Genomic DNA, 20,675 nt, shown 5'->3' on the forward strand with positions numbered 1-20,675 from the left:
GCCCCGATCCGGAAGACCGATGAAAAACAGGAACAGATTAACGCGAATAAACGTTCAGCGCCGGGAAGAAGTAGGCGATTTCGCCCTTGGCGGTTTCTTCAGCGTCCGAACCGTGCACGGCGTTGGCGTCGATGGAATCGGCGAAGTCGGCGCGGATGGTACCCTTTTCAGCCTTCTTCGGATCGGTTGCGCCCATCAGGTCGCGGTTCTTCAGGATGGCACCTTCGCCTTCCAGCACCTGGATCATCACCGGGCCGGAGATCATGAAGTCCACCAGATCCTTGAAGAAAGGACGCTCACGGTGCACTGCGTAGAAGCCTTCCGCTTCAGCGCGCGACAGTTGTGCCATACGGGCAGCAACGACCTTCAGGCCAGCGTTTTCGAAACGGGTATAGATCTGACCGATCACGTTCTTGGCGACGGCGTCGGGCTTGATGATCGACAGGGTGCGTTCAATTGCCATGAGAAAAACTCCAATAAAAAGAATGGCTTAAAGCCAAGAATTGATAATTCAATGAACCTTGTATTTTAGCATGAAACCACCAAATATCATGTCAATTCACCTCCTTTGACGCCGCACTCCTTTATTCGGACGAACTGCTGTCGAACCGGGTCGCGATGCCAGCCTCATATAAAACGAGCCCGTATCTCGAACCATGGCGAGGGAAGACTTGTCTTAACCGTGAGCCGTCGTGCTATTCTTTGGCTCGCATTCATCGCTTCGGAGGACATATGAACCAACTGGACACGACCTTCGGCCACTCGACCACGAGCCTGGCCTCCCGCAACCGCGTACTGCGCAACACCTACTGGCTGCTGGCGCTGTCGATGGTCCCGACCGTACTGGGCGCCTGGCTTGGCGTGCAGATGCATTTCAGCCTTTTCGCTGCCAGCCCCATGATCGGCTTCGTGCTGTTCCTGGCAATCGCCTTCGGCTTCTTCTTTGCCATCGAAAAGACCAAGAATTCCGGCTGGGGCGTGGCCTTCCTGCTGGGCTTCACCTTCTTCATGGGGCTGATGCTATCGCGCCTGATCGAGTACACGCTGGGCTTCTCCAACGGTGCCGGCCTCATCATGACGGCCTTTGGCGGCACCGCCATCATCTTCTGCGGCATGGCCACCATCGCTACCGTCTCCAAGCGTGACTTCTCCGGCATGGGCAAGTGGCTCTTCGCAGGCGTACTGGTGATCCTGGTAGCTTCGCTGGCCAACATTTTCCTTCACCTGCCGGCCCTGCAACTGACCATTTCGGTGGTCGCCATCGCCATCTTCTCCGCCTACATCCTGTTTGACGTGCAACAGGTGGTCAACGGTGGCGAAACCAACTACATCTCTGCGACCCTTTCGATCTACCTGGACGTCTACAACGTCTTCGTCAACTTGCTGTCTATCCTGGGCATCCTGGGCGGCAACCGCGACTGATGCAAATCTGACATGCAAGTCTGATTGCCTCATGAGTAACAAAAAAGCCGGCACAAGCCGGCTTTTTCACGTCTGGTCGTGCCGGATCACTGCGGCAAGTCGAACACCGCGATCGATTCGACGTGCGCCGTGTGCGGGAACATGTTAACCACGCCCGCATACTTGAGCGCATAGCCGCCCAGATGCACCAGCATTCCGGCATCGCGCGCCAGGGTGGCCGGATTGCAGGAGACATACACGATGCGCCTGGGCTTGAGGTGCTGCTGCTCGGGCAGCAGCTCCACCAAGGCCTTGCAGACTTCCATGGCGCCTTCGCGCGGCGGATCGATCAACATGCGGTCGAACTTGCCCAGCGCCACGAAATCCTCGGACTTGGCTTCGAACAGGTTGCGGCAGTAGAAGCTGGTCTTGGCATCCACGCCATTGACCTTGGCATTTTCCAGCGCGCGCTCGGTCAAAGCCGTGCTACCCTCGATTCCCACGACTTCCCGCGCCAGCGTAGCGATGGGCAAGGTGAAATTGCCCAGACCACAGAACAGGTCGGCCACGCGGTCTTGCGGCTGCACATCCAGCAGCCGCAGTGCGCGCGCCACCAGCACGCGGTTGATCTGATGATTGACCTGAGTGAAGTCGGTCGGCTTGAAAGGCATACGGATGCCGAATTCAGGCAGCGTGTACTGCAGGCGCGATTCGGCCGGGTAGTAAGGAGCTGCGGTATCGGGGCCCTTGGTCTGCAACCACCACTCGATCTTGCGCTCATCGGCGAAGCTCTTGAGCAAGGCTTCATCAGCAGGCGATAGCGACTCCATGATGCGCAGGACCAGCACGGTGACCTTGCTGCCATCATCGCCCTCGCCCACAGCCAGCTCGATCTGCGGCATCCGGTCACGGATCGACAAGGCGGCCACCAGTTCACGCAATGGCACCAGCATGGCCGACACATTAGGCGGCAGGATTTCACAAGTCTTCATATCGGCAATGAAGGAAGAGCGCTTTTCGTGAAAACCGACCAGCACCCCGCCCTTCTTGGCCACATGCCGCACCGAGATGCGCGCGCGGTAGCGATAACCCCAGGTGGGACCATAGATCGGGCGCAACATCACCTCGGCCTTGGTCTTGCCCAGGTGCCAGAGATTGTCTTCCAGCACGCGCTGCTTCATGGCGACCTGGGCCGAAGGCTCCAGGTGCTGCATGGCGCAACCGCCACAGGTGCCGAAATAATCACACTTTGGCTTCACGCGCAGTGAAGATTCGTGATGCAGCGTAGTCATCACACCGGCTTCCCACTTGGGTTTCTTGCGATAGGACGCGAAACTGACGCGCTCGCCGGGCAGCGCGCCTTCGACGAAGATAACCTTACCTTGCGTGCCATCCTCGTTCTCGAGGTGACCGACGCCGCGCCCATCCATGTCGAGCGACTTGATTTCAATGATGATGTCTTGTTGCATGAGGGAAACCACAGGTGGGACCGAGGTCCACTGCCGAAAACAAAAGCGGTATTGTCCGCGATCCGGGACCGAGAGGGAAGCACGAAGCACGTCCGGGCCACCCCGGACGTGGAAAATCCGCGGAAATGTCTATACAGGTCGCTAGAACAGGGCGTCGCGCCCCACACCACGCGAGGCCAATAGGCGTTTGAGCTTGACCAGCGCCTCCTGCTGCACCTGGCGTACGCGCTCGCGGGTGATACCCATCTCGCCGGCCAGTTGCTCCAGTGTCGATGGATCATCGTTATCCAGCCCGAACCGGCGGGCTACCACCACCCTTTGCTTTTCGGACAGGCTTTTCAGCCATTCCCGGATCAGCACTGCCATCTCCTGGCTCTCGGCACGGGTGTCAGGATGTTCTTCCACGGAGCTGGGCAGCAGATCCATCAGGCTGGCCTGGGGATCGTTGTCCAGCGGGGTATCGAGCGAGGCCGCGTGTTCGGACAAGGCCAACACATCCTGCACCTCCTCCACCGGGCGATCGACCAGGTGGGCGATATCCTCGGCACTGGCGTCGCGACCGTCACGTTGCTGTGCTTCCAAGTGATATTTGGCGCGGAGGATCTGGTTCAGTTCGCGCACCATATGGACCGGCAGGCGCACAGTACGCGCCTGGTTCATGATGGCGCGCTCGATGCTCTGGCGTATCCACCAGGTGGCGTAGGTGGAGAAACGGAAACCACGCTCTGGCTCGAACTTGTCGATGGCGCGCATGAGGCCCAGGTTGCCTTCCTCGATCAGGTCCAGCAGGGCCACGCCGCGATTGATGTAGTGCTTGGCGATCGACACCACCAGTCGCAGGTTGTGCTCGATCATCTTCTGGCGCGCAACGAATTCGCCGGCCTTGGCCTGGGTAGCGAAATGCAGCTCTTCGGCCGCCGTCAGCAGCGGCTTGGCGCCGATCTTGTTGAGATAGTGCTGGGTGGTATCGGTGGACAGTTCGGCGGCCAGCACCTTCTTGAGTTCATCCACCCCTTCGGCGGGCGCCGCCTCCTGGGGTTCGCCGGCCGCTTCGCCGTCGATCACTTCCGGTTCATCGATCTCATCAACGGGATCGTCCATATCCTCTTCGCGAGGGTCTTGGTCTGGCAAGTGATCGCGGCGATTGCTTGTCATACGCTAGCGTGGTGGTAAGTATTTGGAAGGATCAACGGGCTTACCCTGTTGACGGATCTCGAAGTGCAGCTTGACACTGTCGCTGTCGGATTTACCCATTTCAGCGATCTTTTGTCCCTTGGTCACACTTTGACCTTCCTTGACCAGGATGGTCTTGTTGTGGGCATAGGCCGACAGCAGATTGTTGGTGTGCTTGATGATCACCAGGTTGCCATAGCCACGGATGCCGCTGCCGGCATACATGACCTTGCCGCTGGCAGCGGCCAGCACGGCCTGGCCATCCTTGCCAGCAATGTCCACCCCCTTCTTGCCACCCTCGAAGGTACCCACCACCTTGCCTTCGGCCGGCCACATCCATGACACACCTTCATCCTCGCCTGAGGCCGCAGGCTGGCTGGCCGCTGCCGGCTTTTCCGCCGCATGGGATGGCTCCGGCTTGGCAGCAGGTGCCGGAGCCGCCGCTGCATCCGGCTTTTCCAGTTCCGCCAGGGCACTTTCCGAATAGGCCCGCTTGTCACCACGCGGACCGGTCTTGTTGTTGCCCGAGGCCATCGGCGCGGCCGCTGGCGCCGCCGCACCCGGGGCACCCAGCGGCTTGACGTCCAGGCCTGCACCTGGAGTGGCCACCACCGCAGCAGTCTGCGCCGGGCCCACGCGATCAGGCGGTGCTACGCGCAAGACCTGATCGACCTTGATGTCGTTCGGATTGGTCAGGTTGTTCCAGGCGACGATGTCGCGCCAGTTCTGACCGACGTCCAGGGCGATGCGATACAGGGTATCGCCCTTCTTGACCGTGTAATAACCGCGTCCCGAGGGAACCGGCGCAGCGGGTGCGGCAGCAGTGTCGACCGGCTTGACGGTGCTGGTGGTGCGCTCCACGACGGGCGCCGGCTGCTGATTCGGTGTCGAGCCGCAAGCGGCCAGCAAACTGACGACACTGCACAATACAGCCAAACGAATTTTCTTCATGCTCTTACGTTAGATTTTGTACGACGCTAGTTGACCCGCAGCCAGCGCCAGAAGTTCATCAGGGAAATGCGGCCCCCATGGCTACCCATCCGCTCGTTTCATCGACCCGCGGCTTGGTTGCTTGTGCTTGTTGCCGCCCGTTCCCTGTTTCGATGATGCCTGGCGGACCTGATATCCGCCCATGCTGTTCATTGCGTTGCTGCACTTGCCATCTCACGCTGTCGCGCCCGGTCACGCTGCCCTACACCGTCCCCGGCCGCAATGGCACGAAATGACATTGTTCCAGGGTAGTACGACGCCAGTCGCGCTGGCCGACCCGCTCGATCAATTCCAGTACTTGCTGGCGTTCGCCCACCGGCGCCACCAGCCTGCCGCCGATGGCCAACTGCTCCAGCAGGGCCTGCGGCACTTCCAGTCCGGCCGCGGCCAGGATGATGCCATCGAAGGGCGCAACCTGCGGCAAGCCAAGCATACCATCTCCGTAATGCAAGCGGATATTTGCCACCCGCAATGGACGCAGATTGGTCTTGGCCAACTCATGCAGGGGCTTGATGCGCTCGATGGAATAGACTTCGGCGGCCACGCGCGACAGTACGGCGGCCTGGTAGCCGCAACCGGTGCCGATTTCCAATACCCGTTCCAGCCGGCCACCGTGGCGGTTCTGGCGCATCAACTCAATCATGCGCGCCACGATATAGGGCTGGGAAATGGTCTGATGGTGGCCGATGGGCAGCGAGGCATCGATATAGGCCTGGCTGGCCAGCCCGGGCTCGACAAACATGTGGCGCGGCACTGCCTCCAGCGCCGCCAGCACCTTGGCATCGGCCACGCCCTGCTTGGCCACGCGCGCCACCATGGCCTTGCGCACCGCTTCGGAAGCCAGCGGCGAGGCATGATGGGAGGCATTGGTCTGGGTCACCGTCATGACGTTCTTGACGGCGGTACGCGGTACGGGTGCAGCGCTCAACAAGGGCTGGGCCGGCGCCAGCGGAGCCCGTGGCGGTGCCGGTGGCGGCCGCAAGGCCTGGGCCAGACCCTGCTGCACCGGCTTCAAGGCCGCCCGCTGCGAAGACTGGGCGGCATTCTTGGCCGCCGTCTGGGTGGTGGCCTGGGGGCGGCCAGGCACATCCCGTCCGGCGTTGGCGGTCTTTTTCTTGTCGACCACCGAGGACAGGCTCAGCGGAAAGCGGCTGGGCTTGTCGCTCATGCAAGCGCTTTCTTGAGATTGTCCAGTTGCGCCGTGTGCGTCAGGTCGATCTGCAGCGGCGTGATAGAGACGTAGCCATTGGCAGTGGCATGAAAATCGGTACCCTCGCCACCATCCTTGGCGGCCCCGGCCGGACCGATCCAGTACAGGTCGCGGCCATGCGGGTCGGTCAGCTTGTGCACCGGCTCGGACATATGGCGCTTGCCCAGGCGGGTGGCCAGGCTGCCCTTGATTTCTTCATATGGCAGGTTGGGAATATTGACGTTGAGCAGGTAAGGTTTGGGCAGGCTGTCGAAGCGCCGCTCTACCACCTCACGGGCGATGCGGGCTGCCGACTTCAACTCGGCCCAACCCTTGTGCAACTGCGAAAAAGCAATCGAGGGGATGCCAAACAGAAAGCCTTCGGTGGCTGCTGCCACCGTGCCGGAATAGAGCGTATCGTCACCCATGTTCTGGCCTTGGTTGATGCCCGAGACGATCAGGTCCGGGCGCTCCTGGAGCAAGCCGGTCAGCGCCACGTGAACACAGTCCGACGGCGTGCCATTGAGGTAATAGAAGCCATTGGCGGCCTGCTCTACCCACAGGGGCCGGTCCAGGGTCAGAGAGTTGGAACTGCCCGAGCGATTGCTGTCAGGCGCCACCACGGTAATGTCGGCGATCGGCGCGAGTGCCTCGGCCAGGGCGATGATGCCGGGGGCGAGGTAACCGTCGTCGTTGCTGATGAGGATTTTCATGGGCTGAATTTTAACCGAAGCCGGGCTTTGGACAGCCCCTCCGCCCGACATTCTCCTGCAGCAATGACAGTCCTATTCCTGCAGGGTCAGTTCCTGGTAGACATAGGCCGACAGCACCAGCTTGTCGCGCACCGTCAACGGGGCAAATTCCACCCCGTACTGGTGGAAATCGGCCTCTCCCAGCGATTCCACCGCGCGCAGCACCACCGGCAACTCCAGGGGCAATTGCTGGTCGGCCACCGAGGCGATGAAGCGCAACGTGCCACTGACGCCCTTTTTCGCCTCCACCCTGCCTTTGAGGGAAGTCGCCACCAGCGAGGCACCCGCCAGACTGAGATCGATCACGCTGGCCGGTAGCGGCGTGGAACCATCCACCTCTAGATAGCCTTCCGCCCCCACCGGCACGCGGGTAGCCTGGCGAATAACGGTGGAACGCACTTCCCTGGGGGCTGACAGGTGCAGGTAGACGAAGGGCGAATGCTGGTACTTCAGCAATTGCGATGCAAAGGCATAAGCGCGACGCCCGGTCAGCGCGCGCACCACGAAAGCCTGGCCCTCGCGCAGGAAGATCTGCTTACCCTCCTTTTGCGGGGCACTGACCAGGATGCTGCGATTGGACAGGCAACCCACCAGGGTGACCGCATGGCGCTGGGCAGCATCGTCGGCCAATTGCAGCCACACGGTGTCGCCGATCTGCCAGCGCACGTCATCCAGGGGAATCACGCTGGCTTGACCACGCAGGGCCGGCTTGGGCTTGTGCGGCTTCTTGCCACCATGCTTCTTGCGCAGCACATCGCGGGCCTGGGGCAGCGGCACCGATTCGGTATCTGGTTCGGCGATCCAGCGGGCATTGCGATACAGGCCGTTCTCGATCAGTCCGGCCAGTTGGTCGGGCGTGTCGATCATGGTGCCGCGCGCCAGCAGCAGCTTGCCGGCTTCATTGTAGATGTGCCAGGGGGCGGGCTTGCCCAGGCTCAGTTCGGAGCTGCGCACCGGCACCAGCGAGGTGTGATCGGCCATCTCAATTCTCCACCACGGCGCTATCGCCCTCGGCCGCGGCTGCACGGCGCGCATCCTGTTCGCGGAAGAAAGCTTGCACCACCTCCAGTTCGCGGGTGCGCTTGAAGGGTGGCAGGCTTTGCCAGATACGGCGGCCGTAATTCTTGGTGATGATGCGCGGGTCGCAGATCATCAGCACCCCACGATCTCCCTCATCGCGGATCAGGCGGCCAGCCCCCTGCTTGAGGTTGATGATGGCCGCCGGCAGTTGATGGTGCACGAAACCGTTCAAGCCCTGCTTTTCCATCTCGCTGATACGCGCAGCCAGTACCGGATCATCCGGTGGTGAGAAGGGCAGCTTGTCGATGATGACCAGCGAGAGCGCATCGCCGCGCACGTCCACCCCTTCCCAGAAGCTCTGGCTGCCGATCAGCACGCCATTGCCGGCAGCACGGAATCGATCCAGCAATTCGGTCCGTCCCGCCTCACCCTGGACGAACAGCGGGAAATCATGTCCGCGTGCCGCGAACTCGGTGCGCAAGCGTTCAGCCGCACGGTTGACCGCGCGCAGCGTGGTACACAGGAAGAAGCAGCGTCCACCAGCGGCCTCGATGGTAGGCAACGCGGCATCGATGACGGCGTCGGTATATTCAAACGAGTTGGGCTGTGGCAGGTGCTGCGGCACGTACAGGATGCCCTGCTCACCATAGTTGAAGGGGCTAGGCCAGGACTGGGCCGGAGCGTTCCACAAGCCCATCTGGGCGGCATAGTGGTTGAAGTCTTTCTTCACAGCCAGCGTCGCAGAAGTGAAAATCCATGAACGCGGCGTACCCTCGCGCTGCTTGTTGAAGATGGGCGCGATCGACAGCGGCGTACGATGCAATTGCAGCGAAGATTGGAAAGCTTCCACCCACAGCACATAAAAAGGTTTCTGGGGCGACTCGTCACCCTCACCCTCGCTTGGCTCACCCACCGTGGCGGTCGGCTTGCTTGCCGCTTCAGGCTGGGCCTTGGCCAATTCTTCGGGCGTGCCCCAGTTTTCCAACTGGCGCAACAATTCATTGGCGCGGTCGCGGCACTGCTCGATGGTCTCGGCGCGCTCAGCCTGCTTTTCCAGCACGGCGATCATGTCGTCCATGCTGTCCTTGAGCGTATCAAGGGCGGGAAAAAAGGCGGCAGAAGGAGCGATCTGGTTCAGCGCCAGGCGGATCGATTCCTCCGGGAAGGCCAGGCGCAAGTCGCGCGCGGCACGCTCCACCGGCGCCACCAGGCGCGCCCAGTCAGCGCCGTCACGCGCATGAGAGAGGCCTTCGGCCAATACGTCACGGCACAACTCCAGTATCTGCGAGGTGGAAATAGTCTCACCGAAGAACAGCGTCGCCGTATCCGGCAACTGGTGCGCCTCATCGAAGATGACGGTATTGGCTGAAGGCAGCAGTTCGGCGATGCCGGTATCCTTCAACGCCACGTCTGCAAAGAACAGGTGATGGTTGACCACCACCACGTCGGCCTGCTGGGCCTCCTTGCGCGCCTTCATGACGAAGCAATCCTGGTAGTACTGGCATTCGGAGCCGAAACAGGTGTCACGGGTCGAGGTGACCAGGTTCCAGACCGAGGCCGTTTCCGGCACCTTGGTCAGCTCGGCCTTGTCACCAGACGAGGTGGATTTGACGAAGCGCGAGATCTCGCGCAGATAGCCCACGTCCTCGCGCGCGGTAAGGCGACCATTCTGCAACGTGCGTTCCAGGTGGAAATGGCAGACATAGTTGCTACGGCCCTTCAACAGCGCTACCGAGACCGGGGCGTGCAATGCATTGCGCACGGTAGGGATGTCGCGGTTGTAGAGCTGGTCCTGCAGGGTCTTGGTCCCGGTGGAGACGATAGTCTTGCCGCCCCACAGCAGCGCCGGAACCAGGTAGGCAAAAGTCTTGCCAGTCCCGGTGCCGGCCTCGGCGATCAGCGTGCCCTGATTGGCGATGGCCGTAGCGATGGCCTTGGCCATCTCGGTCTGGGCATGACGCGGCCGATAGCTGCCCACGGCCCCGCCCAGCGGGCCACCGGCACCGAAGAGACGATCGATCTCGGCATCATGGACGCCGGGAGAGTCGGCCGTGACCTCCTGCGCGTCGGCGGGAAGCGTGGAGGCACTGCTATCGACGATGTCGGCGGGGGCTTCTGGGGCAGTCACTGCGGCAAACCTGTAGGAAATACGTGCGGCACAGGCATCGGCGATGCCGGCGTACCCGCACGTCATTGGAACGAGCCGCTATTTTACGCGGAGTCGGCACCCTGGCCCCGACTTACATGAAAGAGCAAGCGCCGACTGCCAGCTGAATGCAGATGCGACCGACCCAGGCCGGCGCGCGCAGCGCGATTCAGGCGGGAATGTCGGGGACCAGCTGCATCTTCAGCAGCGCGATATGGTCCTTCAATTGCAGCTTGCGCTTCTTGAGGCGACGCAGTTGCAGGTCTTCTGAACGGGCATCGCGCATGAGCATGTCGATGACACTGTCGAGATCGCGATGCTCTACTTCGAGTTCGATGATGCGGCGCTGGATGTCTTCGCGATGCGTACTGGTCATGATGGCGGACTGGTTGCTGATGTGCTTGCTAGTGTAATGCACTGGCTTGCGCACGCCAATGGACATGCGCAAGCCATGTAGAGGTCCCACCGGACGGACGGCTTATTTGGCTGCCGGTGTACCCTGTTGATCCGACTGCTGTTGCTGTTGCTGTTGCTGTTGCTGTTGCTGCTGTTGCCTTTGCTTGCGTTCGGCACGTTCACGTTCGTTCTCGGCCTTCTTGCGCTCGACTTCCTGGCGATGCTCCTCGGCTTGCTGGATACGCCGCTGGCGCTCGGCAGCATTGGCTGCACGCGCCGGCGCACGGGCAGCCTCCTCGGCCTGCTGGCGCTGGACTTCGGCCTCATGCTGGCGCACACGATAATCGGCTGGCACGTTCTTGTTCTGGTCGATGCGCTGCTGCACCTCGCTGTTCTTGGCGCGGCTTTCCTCGACCTTGCGGGCGGAATCGGCTTGCTTCTGCTTCTGGTCGGCCAGGCGGCGCGCGGCATCTTCCTCGTCCTTGGCGCGCTGCTCGGCTAGCGATCGGTCGCGATCATCCACGGTGGCCTGGCGCTGGAACACCTTGGCCTCGTACTCCACCGCCTTGATACCCTTGTCGGTGAGACGCTTGCGGTCGCGCGCAGCTTCCAGACAATCGGAGACCAGGAACTTGGGATAGCACGCACGCTGGTCCAGGATATAGCGCAACTCGGCAACCTGGCGGTCTTCGGCGGCTTCATCCAGCGCCTTCTGGGCCAGTTCGCCGGACTTGATGGAGCCGGCCGGGAAACGCTGGGCAATCGGCGGGCGCGCCTCCAATTCATCAAAGCGCTCGCGGCTCATGGGCTCCGCCGGTGCGGCCGCGGTGGCCGCCGATGCCGCCTGCGGCTGGCTTGCCTGGCTTTGCGCGCCCGAGGTAGCACTTTGCGCAGCACAGGCGCCGGCCACCAGGGCCAGCATCAGCCCGCACAGGGAAGAAGTGACGCCCTTGGCATCGACAAAAAGACCTTGCATGGATTTCTTGTTCATCAGGTGATTGTTCAGGAGAGACTGTCGGCAATCGAACGGCGGTCCGCGTCCAGATATTCCTTCGATTGCATCTCAATGATACGTGAAACGGTACGGTGGAACTCGTTGGAGAGCGTACCTACCGTATAAAGCTCATCCGGCTCGACGGCGGCCGACATGATCAGCTTGACCTTGTGGTCGTAGAAGACGTCGATCAGCCAGGTAAAGCGGCGCGCCTCCGAGGACATCGCCGCCGACATGCGCGGAATGCCCGACAGGATCACGGTCTGGAAGCGGCTGGCCAGTTCCAGGTAATCGTTTTGCGAGCGCGGGCCACCGCACAGGGTCGCAAAATCGAACCAGATGGCGCTGCCGGCCCGGCGCAGGGCACGGATCTCGCGGGCTTCGATGTGTACACGCGGATCTTCGTCGGCGGCTTCGGCCACTGCGGCGAAGGCTGCGCGCAATTCTTCATCGGTCTTGGCGTTCAGGGGAGTGTGGTACACCTTCACTTGCTCCAGCACCCGCTTGCGGTAGTCGATGCCGGCGTCGATGTTCATGACGTCCAGCTTTTCCTTCAGCAAGGCAATGGTGGGCAGCATCCGATCGCGATGCAGGCCATCTGGATAGAGCGTGCTGGGCTCGTAGTTGGAGGTCATCACGAACGACACGCCATGGTCGAACAGGCCCTTCAACAGGTTGTAGAGGATCATCGCATCGGCGATGTCGGAGACGTGGAATTCATCGAAGCAGATCAGGCGGTACTTCTTGGCGATGCGCTTGGCGACCTCATCGAGGGGATCGGCGATGCCCTTCAATTCATCGAGCTGACGATGCACATCGCGCATGAATTCGTGGAAGTGCAGGCGCGTCTTGCGCACCACCGGCACCACGGAATAGAAACTGTCCATCAGGAAGGACTTGCCACGCCCTACCCCACCCCACATGTAGACGCCGCGCGGCACGGCCGGCCGGCTGATCAGACGCTTGAAGGTGGAGGCGCGCTGGGCCTTGTAGGCGACCCATTCCTCATAGGCGCGCTGCAGGCGCTCGATGGCGCGCAACTGCGCCTCATCGGGTTGATAACCGCGCTGGGACAGCGACTGTTCGTAGAATTGACGGACATCCATGGTGTGGTCTTGTAAAACGACAATGGGCGAGCCAGGCTCGCCCATTGGGTTGGCATCTCAATGCTGACTATGCGGGCAACTCAAACCTGGCCATGCTGGCAGGCATGAGCGACGCGTATTGTCGCATTGATCGCGCATCAGAAGTTCAATGCGCGCTTGTCGACGGCCAGGGCCGCTTCCTTGGTCGCTTCGGACAGCGAGGGGTGAGCGTGGCAGATACGGGCGATGTCTTCGGACGAAGCACGGAATTCCATCGCCACCACGGCTTCCGAAATCAGCTCGGAAGCCATCGGACCGACGATGTGCACGCCCAGGATTTCATCGGTCTTGGCATCGGCCAGGAACTTCACCATGCCCGAGGTATCGCCCAGCGCACGGGCGCGGCCGTTGGCCAGGAACGGGAAGGTACCGGCCTTGTACTGCACGCCTTCGGCCTTGAGTTGCTGCTCGGTCTTGCCGACCCAGGCGATTTCCGGCGAGGTGTAGATGACCCAAGGAATGGTGTTGAAGTTGACGTGACCATGCTGGCCGGCGATACGCTCGGCCACGGCAACGCCTTCTTCTTCGGCCTTGTGGGCCAGCATCGGGCCGCGCACCACATCACCCACCGCCCACACGTTGGGCAGGTTGGTCTTGCAGTCGCCATCCACGGCGATGAAGCCGCGCTCGTCCAGCTTCAGACCCACGCCTTCGGCGTTGAGGCCAATGGTGTTGGGGGTACGGCCAATCGAGATGATCAGCTTGTCGAATTCGCCGGTGTGGGCTTCGCCCTTGGCATCGGTGTATTCCACGGAGACGCTGTTCTTGCCGGCCTTGATGGTGCCGATCTTCACACCCAGGTTCACGGCCAGGCCTTGCTTGGTCAGCAGCTTCTGGGCTTCCTTGGCGATCTGTTCGTCGACGGCGCCCAGGAAGGTCGGCAGGGCTTCCAGCACGGTCACTTCGGCGCCCAGGCGACGCCAGACCGAACCCATTTCCAGGCCGATCACGCCGGCGCCGATCACGCCCAGCTTCTTCGGCACTTCAGTAATGGAGAGTGCGCCGGTGTTGGAGAGGATCAGCTTTTCATCGAACTCGGCGCCCGGCAGTGCACGGGCGTTCGAACCGGTAGCAACGATCACGTGCTTGGCGGTGATGGTTTCTTCGGCAGCACCGGCGACCTTGATCTCGTAGCCATTGGCATCGCCCTTGACGAAGGAGCCACGGCCGTGGAAGAAGGCGACCTTGTTCTTCTTGAACAGGTACAGGATGCCATCGTTGTTCTGCTTGACCACGGTGTTCTTGCGGCCCAGCATCTTTTCCAGGTTCAGGCCCAGGCCCTTGACTTCGATGCCGTGCTCGGCGAAGCCGTGGCTGGCGTGCTCATAGTGTTCGGACGATTGCAGCAGCGCCTTGGAGGGGATGCAACCGACGTTGGTGCAGGTGCCGCCCGGTGCGGGACCGCCCTTTTCGTTCTTCCATTCGTCGATGCAGGCGGTATTGAAGCCCAGTTGCGCTGCGCGGATGGCGGCAATGTAACCGCCGGGGCCGCCACCGATGACGACCACGTCAAAATTCTTGCTCATGTGTGTATTCCTGATTCGTTGTGCGCATCCGCTGCTAGCTATTAACTTTTAGCCTGCAGCGGATGCAAAAAGGCGCTGAATGCCTGGGGGCCGTTCAGCGCCTAGCTCACGCCGTGATGGCCGGTTGCTTACAGATCCAGCAGCAGACGGGCCGGATCTTCCAGTGCTTCCTTGATCGCGACCAGCGACAGGACGGCTTCGCGGCCGTCGATGATGCGGTGGTCATAGGACAGCGCGAAGTAGTTGATCGGACGGACCACGACCTGGCCGTTTTCAACCACAGCGCGTTCCTTGGTGGCGTGGATGCCCAGGATCGCCGATTGCGGCGGGTTGATGATCGGGGTCGACAGCATGGAACCGAAGGTGCCGCCGTTGGAGACGGTGAAGGTACCGCCCGACAGTTCTTCGATGGACAGCTTGCCGTCCTTGGCCTTCTGGCCGAATTCACCGATCTTCTTCTCGATGTCGGCAATCGACATCTGGTCCGCATCGCGCAGGATGGGCACCACCAGACCACGGGGCGAGCCGACGGCCACACCGATGTCGAAGTAACCGTGGTAGACGATGTCATTGCCATCGACCGAGGCGTTGACGATCGGGTACTTCTTCAGGGCATGCACGACGGCCTTGACGAAGAAGGACATGAAGCCCAGCTTGACGCCGTGTTCCTTCTCGAACTTGTCCTTGTACTTGTTGCGCAGGTCGATGACCGGCTGCATGTTGACTTCGTTGAAGGTGGTCAGGATGGCGTTGGTCGATTGCGATTGCACCAGACGCTCGGCCACGCGGGCACGCAGGCGGCTCATCGGCACGCGTTGTTCCGGACGACTTTCCAGGCCAGCCTTGACCGGTGCGGCCACTTGCGCCAGGGCCGGCTTGGCGGCAGCAGCAGGTGCAGCGGCGGGAGCCGACAGCGCACCCAGCACGTCGCCCTTGGTCACGCGGCCATCCTTGCCGGTGCCGGTGACTTGCGAGGTCGACAGGTTGTTGTCGGCCAGCAGCTTGGCAGCGGCGGGCATGGCGACGTCTCCCTTGGAGGCCAGCTCGGGAGCGGCAACCGGGGTCGGTTCGTTGGTCGCTTGCGGTGCCGGGGCAGCCTTGACTTCGGTCGGGGCCACTTGTGCGGAAGCGTCGGTGTCCAGGATGGCGATCACTTCACCGGCTACGACGGTGGCGCCGTCGGCCTTGATGATCTGGGTGATCACGCCGGCGTCCGGCGAGGGCAGTTCCAGCACGACCTTGTCGGTCTCGATGTCGATCAGGTTTTCGTCACGGGCGACGGGTTCGCCAACCTTCTTGTGCCATTGCAGCAGGGTTGCTTCAGCAACGGATTCCGACAACTGCGGGACTTTTACTTCGATTTGAGCCATTTTCAGGATTCTCCGATTTTCGGGTGATTTCGTTCTTATGGAAACAGGGACGCCCTGCCCTCGCAGCGCGTCCCGTTTGCATCAATGATTACTTGGTCAGCACAAAGCCCTTGAGCTTGGCGAAGGCGGTTTCGATCAGTGCCTTTTGCTGTGCGTAGTGCTTGTCGTAGTAACCGACGGCCGGCGAGGCGCTGGCCGGGCGGCCTGCATAGGCCAACTTCTGACCTTCGGAGAGATTCTCGAAGATGTTGTGCTGGATCTGCAGCCATGCGCCCTGGTTCTGCGGCTCGTCCTGTGCCCACACCAGTTCGTTGAAGTTGGGGAACTGCTTCAACGCGGCCGCGAAGGCCTTGTGCGGGAACGGATACAACTGCTCGACGCGGATGATGGCGGTATCGGTCTGACCACGTTCCTTGCGGGCGTTGACCAGGTCGTAGTACACCTTGCCCGAGCAGGCAACGATGCGCTTGACCTTCTTGGCGTCGATGGTTTCATCGACTTCCGGGATCACGGTCTGGAACGAACCCTTGGCCAGGTCGGACAGCGGGGAACCGGCATCCTTGTTACGCAGCAGCGACTTCGGGGTCATGATGATCAGCGGCTTGCGGAACAGGCGGATCATCTGGCGACGCAGCAGGTGGAAGATCTGCGCAGCGGTGGTGGGCTGCACGACCTGCATGTTGTTGTCGGCGCACAGCTGGAGGTAACGCTCGATACGTGCCGAAGAGTGTTCCGGGCCCTGGCCTTCATAGCCGTGGGGCAGCATCTGCACCAGGCCCGAGGCACGGCCCCACTTCACTTCGCCGGAGCTGATGAACTGGTCCATCACGACCTGGGCACCGTTGGCGAAGTCGCCGAACTGGGCTTCCCAGATGGTCAGGGTGTTCGGTTCAGCAGTCGAGTAGCCGTATTCGAAGGCCAGCACGGCTTCTTCGGACAGCACCGAGTCGATCACGGTGAAGGTGGACTGGTTCTCGGCCACATTCTGCAGCGGGATGAAGGTACCGGCATCCCAACGCTCGCGGTTCTGGTCGTGCAGCACGGCGTGACGGTGGGTGAAGGTGCCACGGCCGGCATCCTGGCCGGTCAGGCGCACGGCATAGCCGGAGGAAACCAGGCTGGCGTAGGCCAGGTGTTCACCCATGCCCCAGTCCAGGTTCATTTCGCCACGGCCCATGGCGGCGCGGTCGTTCAAGACCTTCTCGACCAGCGAGTGCACCTTGAAGCCTTCCGGCACGGAGGTGATCTTGGTGGCCAGGCGCTTCAGTTCAGCCAGCGGCACGGCGGTTTCGGCCGCGTCGGTCCACTTGCGGTTCAGAAACGGCAGCCAGTCGACGGCGTACTTGCTCTTGAAGTTGGTCAGCACCGGATCGATGGCGTGCTTACCGGCGTCCATCGCGGCGCGGTAAGCCTTGACCAGTTCTTCGCCGCCATCGGCGGGGATGGTCTGCTGGGTCACCAGCTTGTCTGCGTACAGCTTGCGGGTGCCGGGGTGCTGGGCGATCTTCTTGTACATCAGCGGCTGGGTCAGAGCAGGGGTATCTTGCTCGTTGTGGCCCAGCTTGCGGAAGCAGATGATGTCGACCACGATGTCCTTCTTGAACTTCATGCGGTAGTCGACAGCGATCTGGGTGGCGAACACGACGGCTTCCGGATCATCGCCGTTGACGTGCAGCACCGGGGCTTCGATCATCTTGACCACGTCCGAGCAGTACAGGGTCGAACGGGAGTCGCGCGGGTCGGAAGTGGTGAAGCCGATCTGGTTGTTGATGACGATGTGAACGGTACCGCCCGTGCCGTAGCCACGGGTCTGTGCCAGGTTCAGGGTTTCCATCACCACGCCTTGGCCGGCGAAGGCGGCATCGCCGTGCACCAGGATCGGCAGCACTTGCGAACCATCCTTGTCGCCGCGGCGGTCCATACGGGCCTTGACCGAACCCTCGACCACCGGGTTGACGATTTCCAGGTGGGACGGGTTGAAGGCCAGCGACAGGTGGACCGGACCGCCAGGGGTGGAGACGTCGGAGGAGAAACCTTGGTGGTACTTGACGTCACCGGCCGGCAGGTCGTCAGCGTGACGGCCTTCGAATTCGGAGAACAGTTCCTGCGGGGTCTTGCCCAGGATGTTGACCAGCACGTTCAGACGGCCGCGGTGGGCCATGCCGATCACGATTTCCTGCACGCCCTTTTCACCGGCGCGCTGGATGGTTTCATCCAGGGAGGCGATGAAGGATTCGCCGCCTTCCAGCGAGAAGCGCTTCTGGCCGACGTACTTTGTGTGGAGGTAGCGTTCCAGGCCTTCAGCGGCGGTCAGGCGTTCCAGGATGTGCTTCTTCTTCTCGGAGGAGAAGCTGGGAACGGCACGGGTCGGCTCCAGGCGCTCTTCCAGCCAGCGCACTTCCGACATGTCGGAAATGTAGGTGAACTCGGCACCGATGGAGCGCGTGTAGGTGTCGCGCAGCATCTGCAGCAGGTCGCGCAGGGAAGCGGTTTCCGGGCCGAAGTAGGTGTTGTTGATGTTGAACACGATGTCCATGTCGGCGTCAGTAAAGCCGTAGAAGGACGGATCGAGTTCGGGGATGTTGGGGCGTTCCTGGCGTTGCAGCGGGTCCAGGTTGGCGAAACGGGAACCGAGGTCACGGTAGCCGGCGATCAGCTGGGTAACAGCGACGCGCTTGCGGCCCATGTCGGAGTCGGCGGAAGCGATGACGGTGCGGATCGGGCCTTGTTTGGCGCGTTCGGCGAAGGAAGCGATCACCGGAGCGTGGGCCACGTCAGGACGGGTCGAGCCGTCAGTTGCGGGCACGTGTTGCACGGCGTCGAAGTAAGCACGCCAGTTGTCAGGGACGGAGCCGGGGTTGTTCAGGTAGGCTTCGTACAGTTCTTCGATGTACGGAGCATTCCCACCGAACAGGTAGGAGTTGATGTTGTATTGCTCGTAGAGCTTTGTCATTTGCTCACCTTTCTTCGCGCTTCGCGAGATTAGCGGGTTTCTACACCTTCCGCGACACGGCCTGACCGGTTAGCGGATTGCATCAAGTTGTGGGGGAAGGACTTTGTCTACCTGAACTTCTGTACGTCATCCAGTCAGCGCAACGGAATTATATCTCCTAATATCAAATAAAAAAGCGAATCCTCAGGGATTCGCTTTTTTATTTGAAACATGAAGCAACAGGCATTTCTCGCTACCAATGCGCGCCTGCAAAGCCTTGCCGGACGGGCTTTTCACCCTCCTCCCGACCATCCCGGAAGACGGGAAACAAGGCTATCCGGCAGGCATTGTTGTCCGTCCGACTAGGCAGACGGACAACAGCGTGCGATCAGCGCTTGTCCATCGGCGGCACGTCGCGGCGCGGCGAACCGACGAACAGCTGACGGGGACGGCCGATCTTCTGTTCCGGATCCGAGATCATTTCGTTCCACTGTGCGATCCAGCCGATGGTACGGGCCATGGCGAAGATGCAGGTGAACATCGAGGTCGGAATGCCCAGGGCGCGCTGCACGATGCCCGAGTAGAAGTCGACGTTCGGGTACAGCTTGCGGGAGACGAAGTATTCGTCTTCCAGCGCGATCTTTTCCAGCTCCATGGCCAGCTTGAACAGCGGGTCGTCGTGCAGTCCCAGTTCGTTCAGGACTTCGTAGCAGGTTTCGCGCATCAGCTTGGCACGCGGGTCGTAGTTCTTGTAGACGCGGTGGCCGAAGCCCATCAGCTTCACGCCGGAGTTCTTGTCCTTCACTTGCGTAATGAACTCGGGGATCTTGTCGACCGAACCGATCTGTTCCAGCATGTTCAGTGCGGCTTCGTTGGCGCCGCCGTGGGCCGGGCCCCACAGGCAGGCGATACCGGCGGCGATACATGCGAACGGGTTGGCACCAGAGGAGCCGGCCAGACGCACGGTCGAGGTCGAAGCGTTCTGTTCGTGGTCGGCGTGCAGGATCAGGATGCGGTCCAGCGCGCGCACCAGCACTTCATTGACCTGGTACTCTTCGCACGGGTTGGCAAACATCATGCGCATGAAGTTGGCGGTATAGGACAGGTCGTTGCGCGGATAGACGAACGGCTGGCCGATGCTGTACTTGTAAGCCATGGCCACCAGGGTCGGCAGCTTGGCGATCATGCGGATGGCCGAGACTTCGCGGTGGTTGGCGTTGGAGATGTCCAGCGAGTCGTGGTAGAAGGCCGACAGCGCGCCCACGGAACCGGTCAGCACGGCCATCGGGTGCGCATCGCGGCGGAAGCCACGGAAGAAGAAGTTCATCTGCTCGTGCACCATGGTGTGCTCGGTCACGGTCTTGACGAATTCTTCCTTCTGCTTGGCATTGGGCAGCTCACCGTGCAGCAGCAGGTAGCAGGATTCCAGGAAGTCGCAGTTCACCGCCAGCTGTTCGATCGGGTAGCCGCGATACAGCAGCTCGCCCTTGTCGCCATCGATGTAGGTGATGGAGGAATTGCAGGAAGCGGTCGACATGAAGCCCGGGTCATAGGTGAACTTGCCGGTGGCGCCGTAGAGCTTACGGATATCGATCACATCAGGGCCGATGCTGCCTTTGTAGATAGGAAAATCTACGGACGGAGAGCCGTCGGAGAACGACAGGGTAGCTTTGATATCGGTATTGGACATAGCTTTTCCTTTTGCTGGGATGGTGAAACCGTTAATCAAACGCCGCGACCGCAAGCCGGGCTGCATCGTGGTGCGGATGCGCCGGGGGGGCGAGTTGGAGCCGGCCGCGATCGGGCAAAATCCGTCTGGCTTGTGGCCAGGCGCAATATTCGTGCAACAGTCAGGCAGTACGCAGTGTCTTGAGCAACGCATGCACTTGGGGCAAATCGACCGCCGCTTCGGGCTCCTTGCGAGCCAGCAACAGGTCCATCAGGTCGTTGTCAGTCAGGTCCATCAGGCGCGAAAAGGCATCCACCTCGTCGTCGCTCATCTCGGCCTCATGGGCATCGAGATAGCGCGTCAGGATCAGGTCGTTCTCCAGCAGCCCGCGGCGCGCACGCCAGCGCAGTCGCGCTCGTTTGGCCGGATCATCCTGGTGACGCTGCTCAGTCGTGAACTCGCTCATTTCTTGTCTTTCCATTCACTTCAACCGCACCAAAACT

General features: G+C 61.4%; 17 protein-coding genes. 1 reads left to right on the forward strand and 16 read right to left on the reverse strand.

Annotation, left to right across the window (positions count from 1 at the left end):
• Positions 1 to 37: 37 nt before the first annotated feature.
• A complete protein-coding gene (gene ndk, locus RC54_RS15740; protein WP_058896032.1) occupies positions 38 to 463 on the reverse strand; it encodes a nucleoside-diphosphate kinase in 426 nt (141 codons plus the stop codon).
• Positions 464 to 732: 269 nt separating this feature from the next.
• On the opposite strand from ndk, the gene RC54_RS15745 reads away from it, so the two are divergent.
• Positions 733 to 1,422: a Bax inhibitor-1/YccA family protein gene (locus tag RC54_RS15745; protein WP_061788943.1), complete on the forward strand. Its 690-nt coding sequence runs from the start codon at positions 733 to 735 to the stop codon at positions 1,420 to 1,422.
• 86 nt (positions 1,423 to 1,508) lie between these two features.
• On the opposite strand, the gene rlmD is transcribed toward RC54_RS15745, so the two are convergent.
• The 15 genes from rlmD to RC54_RS15820 all read right to left on the reverse strand — a co-directional run bounded on the left by rlmD (position 1,509) and on the right by RC54_RS15820 (position 20,638).
• Positions 1,509 to 2,870: a 23S rRNA (uracil(1939)-C(5))-methyltransferase RlmD gene (rlmD, locus tag RC54_RS15750; protein ID WP_058896035.1), complete on the reverse strand. Its 1,362-nt coding sequence runs from the start codon at positions 2,868 to 2,870 to the stop codon at positions 1,509 to 1,511.
• Positions 2,871 to 3,011: 141 nt separating this feature from the next.
• Entirely contained in the window at positions 3,012 to 4,025 is a 1,014-nt protein-coding gene (gene rpoS, locus RC54_RS15755; RefSeq protein WP_061788944.1) for an RNA polymerase sigma factor RpoS, read from the reverse strand.
• 3 nt (positions 4,026 to 4,028) lie between these two features.
• On the reverse strand, positions 4,029 to 4,994 hold the full coding sequence (locus tag RC54_RS15760) for a peptidoglycan DD-metalloendopeptidase family protein (RefSeq protein ID WP_058896037.1): 966 nt from the start codon (positions 4,992 to 4,994) through the stop codon (positions 4,029 to 4,031).
• A gap of 241 nt (positions 4,995 to 5,235) precedes the next feature.
• Positions 5,236 to 6,201 carry a protein-L-isoaspartate(D-aspartate) O-methyltransferase gene (locus tag RC54_RS15765; RefSeq protein ID WP_061788945.1) on the reverse strand — a complete coding sequence of 322 codons (966 nt, stop codon included), beginning with the start codon at positions 6,199 to 6,201 and terminating at the stop codon, positions 5,236 to 5,238.
• Positions 6,198 to 6,935 carry a 5'/3'-nucleotidase SurE gene (gene surE, locus RC54_RS15770; RefSeq protein WP_058896039.1) on the reverse strand — a complete coding sequence of 246 codons (738 nt, stop codon included), beginning with the start codon at positions 6,933 to 6,935 and terminating at the stop codon, positions 6,198 to 6,200. The genes RC54_RS15765 and surE overlap by 4 nt, the downstream gene beginning before the upstream one ends.
• Positions 6,936 to 7,007: 72 nt before the next feature.
• Entirely contained in the window at positions 7,008 to 7,955 is a 948-nt protein-coding gene (locus tag RC54_RS15775; RefSeq protein WP_061788946.1) for a flagellar brake protein, read from the reverse strand.
• Between the two features lies 1 nt (position 7,956).
• Positions 7,957 to 10,095, reverse strand: coding sequence for a DNA repair helicase YoaA (gene yoaA / locus RC54_RS15780; RefSeq protein ID WP_482793356.1), 2,139 nt, complete (start codon positions 10,093 to 10,095; stop codon positions 7,957 to 7,959).
• Between the two features lie 214 nt (positions 10,096 to 10,309).
• Entirely contained in the window at positions 10,310 to 10,516 is a 207-nt protein-coding gene (locus tag RC54_RS15785; RefSeq protein WP_026052017.1) for a YdcH family protein, read from the reverse strand.
• Between the two features lie 102 nt (positions 10,517 to 10,618).
• The gene (locus RC54_RS15790) at positions 10,619 to 11,527 is read right to left on the reverse strand and encodes a hypothetical protein (RefSeq protein WP_061788948.1); all 909 of its coding nucleotides are present in this window, start codon (positions 11,525 to 11,527) and stop codon (positions 10,619 to 10,621) included.
• 11 nt (positions 11,528 to 11,538) lie between these two features.
• On the reverse strand, positions 11,539 to 12,636 hold the full coding sequence (zapE, locus tag RC54_RS15795) for a cell division protein ZapE (protein ID WP_026052016.1): 1,098 nt from the start codon (positions 12,634 to 12,636) through the stop codon (positions 11,539 to 11,541).
• A 137-nt stretch (positions 12,637 to 12,773) separates the two neighbouring features.
• On the reverse strand, positions 12,774 to 14,201 hold the full coding sequence (lpdA, locus tag RC54_RS15800) for a dihydrolipoyl dehydrogenase (RefSeq protein WP_017451792.1): 1,428 nt from the start codon (positions 14,199 to 14,201) through the stop codon (positions 12,774 to 12,776).
• 128 nt (positions 14,202 to 14,329) lie between these two features.
• Entirely contained in the window at positions 14,330 to 15,571 is a 1,242-nt protein-coding gene (gene odhB / locus RC54_RS15805) for a 2-oxoglutarate dehydrogenase complex dihydrolipoyllysine-residue succinyltransferase (RefSeq protein WP_008329921.1), read from the reverse strand.
• 88 nt (positions 15,572 to 15,659) lie between these two features.
• Positions 15,660 to 18,524, reverse strand: coding sequence for a 2-oxoglutarate dehydrogenase E1 component (locus tag RC54_RS15810; RefSeq protein WP_058896045.1), 2,865 nt, complete (start codon positions 18,522 to 18,524; stop codon positions 15,660 to 15,662).
• A 367-nt stretch (positions 18,525 to 18,891) separates the two neighbouring features.
• A complete protein-coding gene (gene gltA, locus RC54_RS15815) occupies positions 18,892 to 20,193 on the reverse strand; it encodes a citrate synthase (protein ID WP_058896046.1) in 1,302 nt (433 codons plus the stop codon).
• A gap of 160 nt (positions 20,194 to 20,353) precedes the next feature.
• Positions 20,354 to 20,638, reverse strand: coding sequence for an FAD assembly factor SdhE (locus tag RC54_RS15820; protein ID WP_017451789.1), 285 nt, complete (start codon positions 20,636 to 20,638; stop codon positions 20,354 to 20,356).
• Positions 20,639 to 20,675: the final 37 nt, after the last annotated feature.

This window comes from Herbaspirillum rubrisubalbicans (assembly GCF_003719195.1).
Taxonomy (GTDB): Bacteria; Pseudomonadota; Gammaproteobacteria; order Burkholderiales; family Burkholderiaceae_D; genus Herbaspirillum; species Herbaspirillum rubrisubalbicans.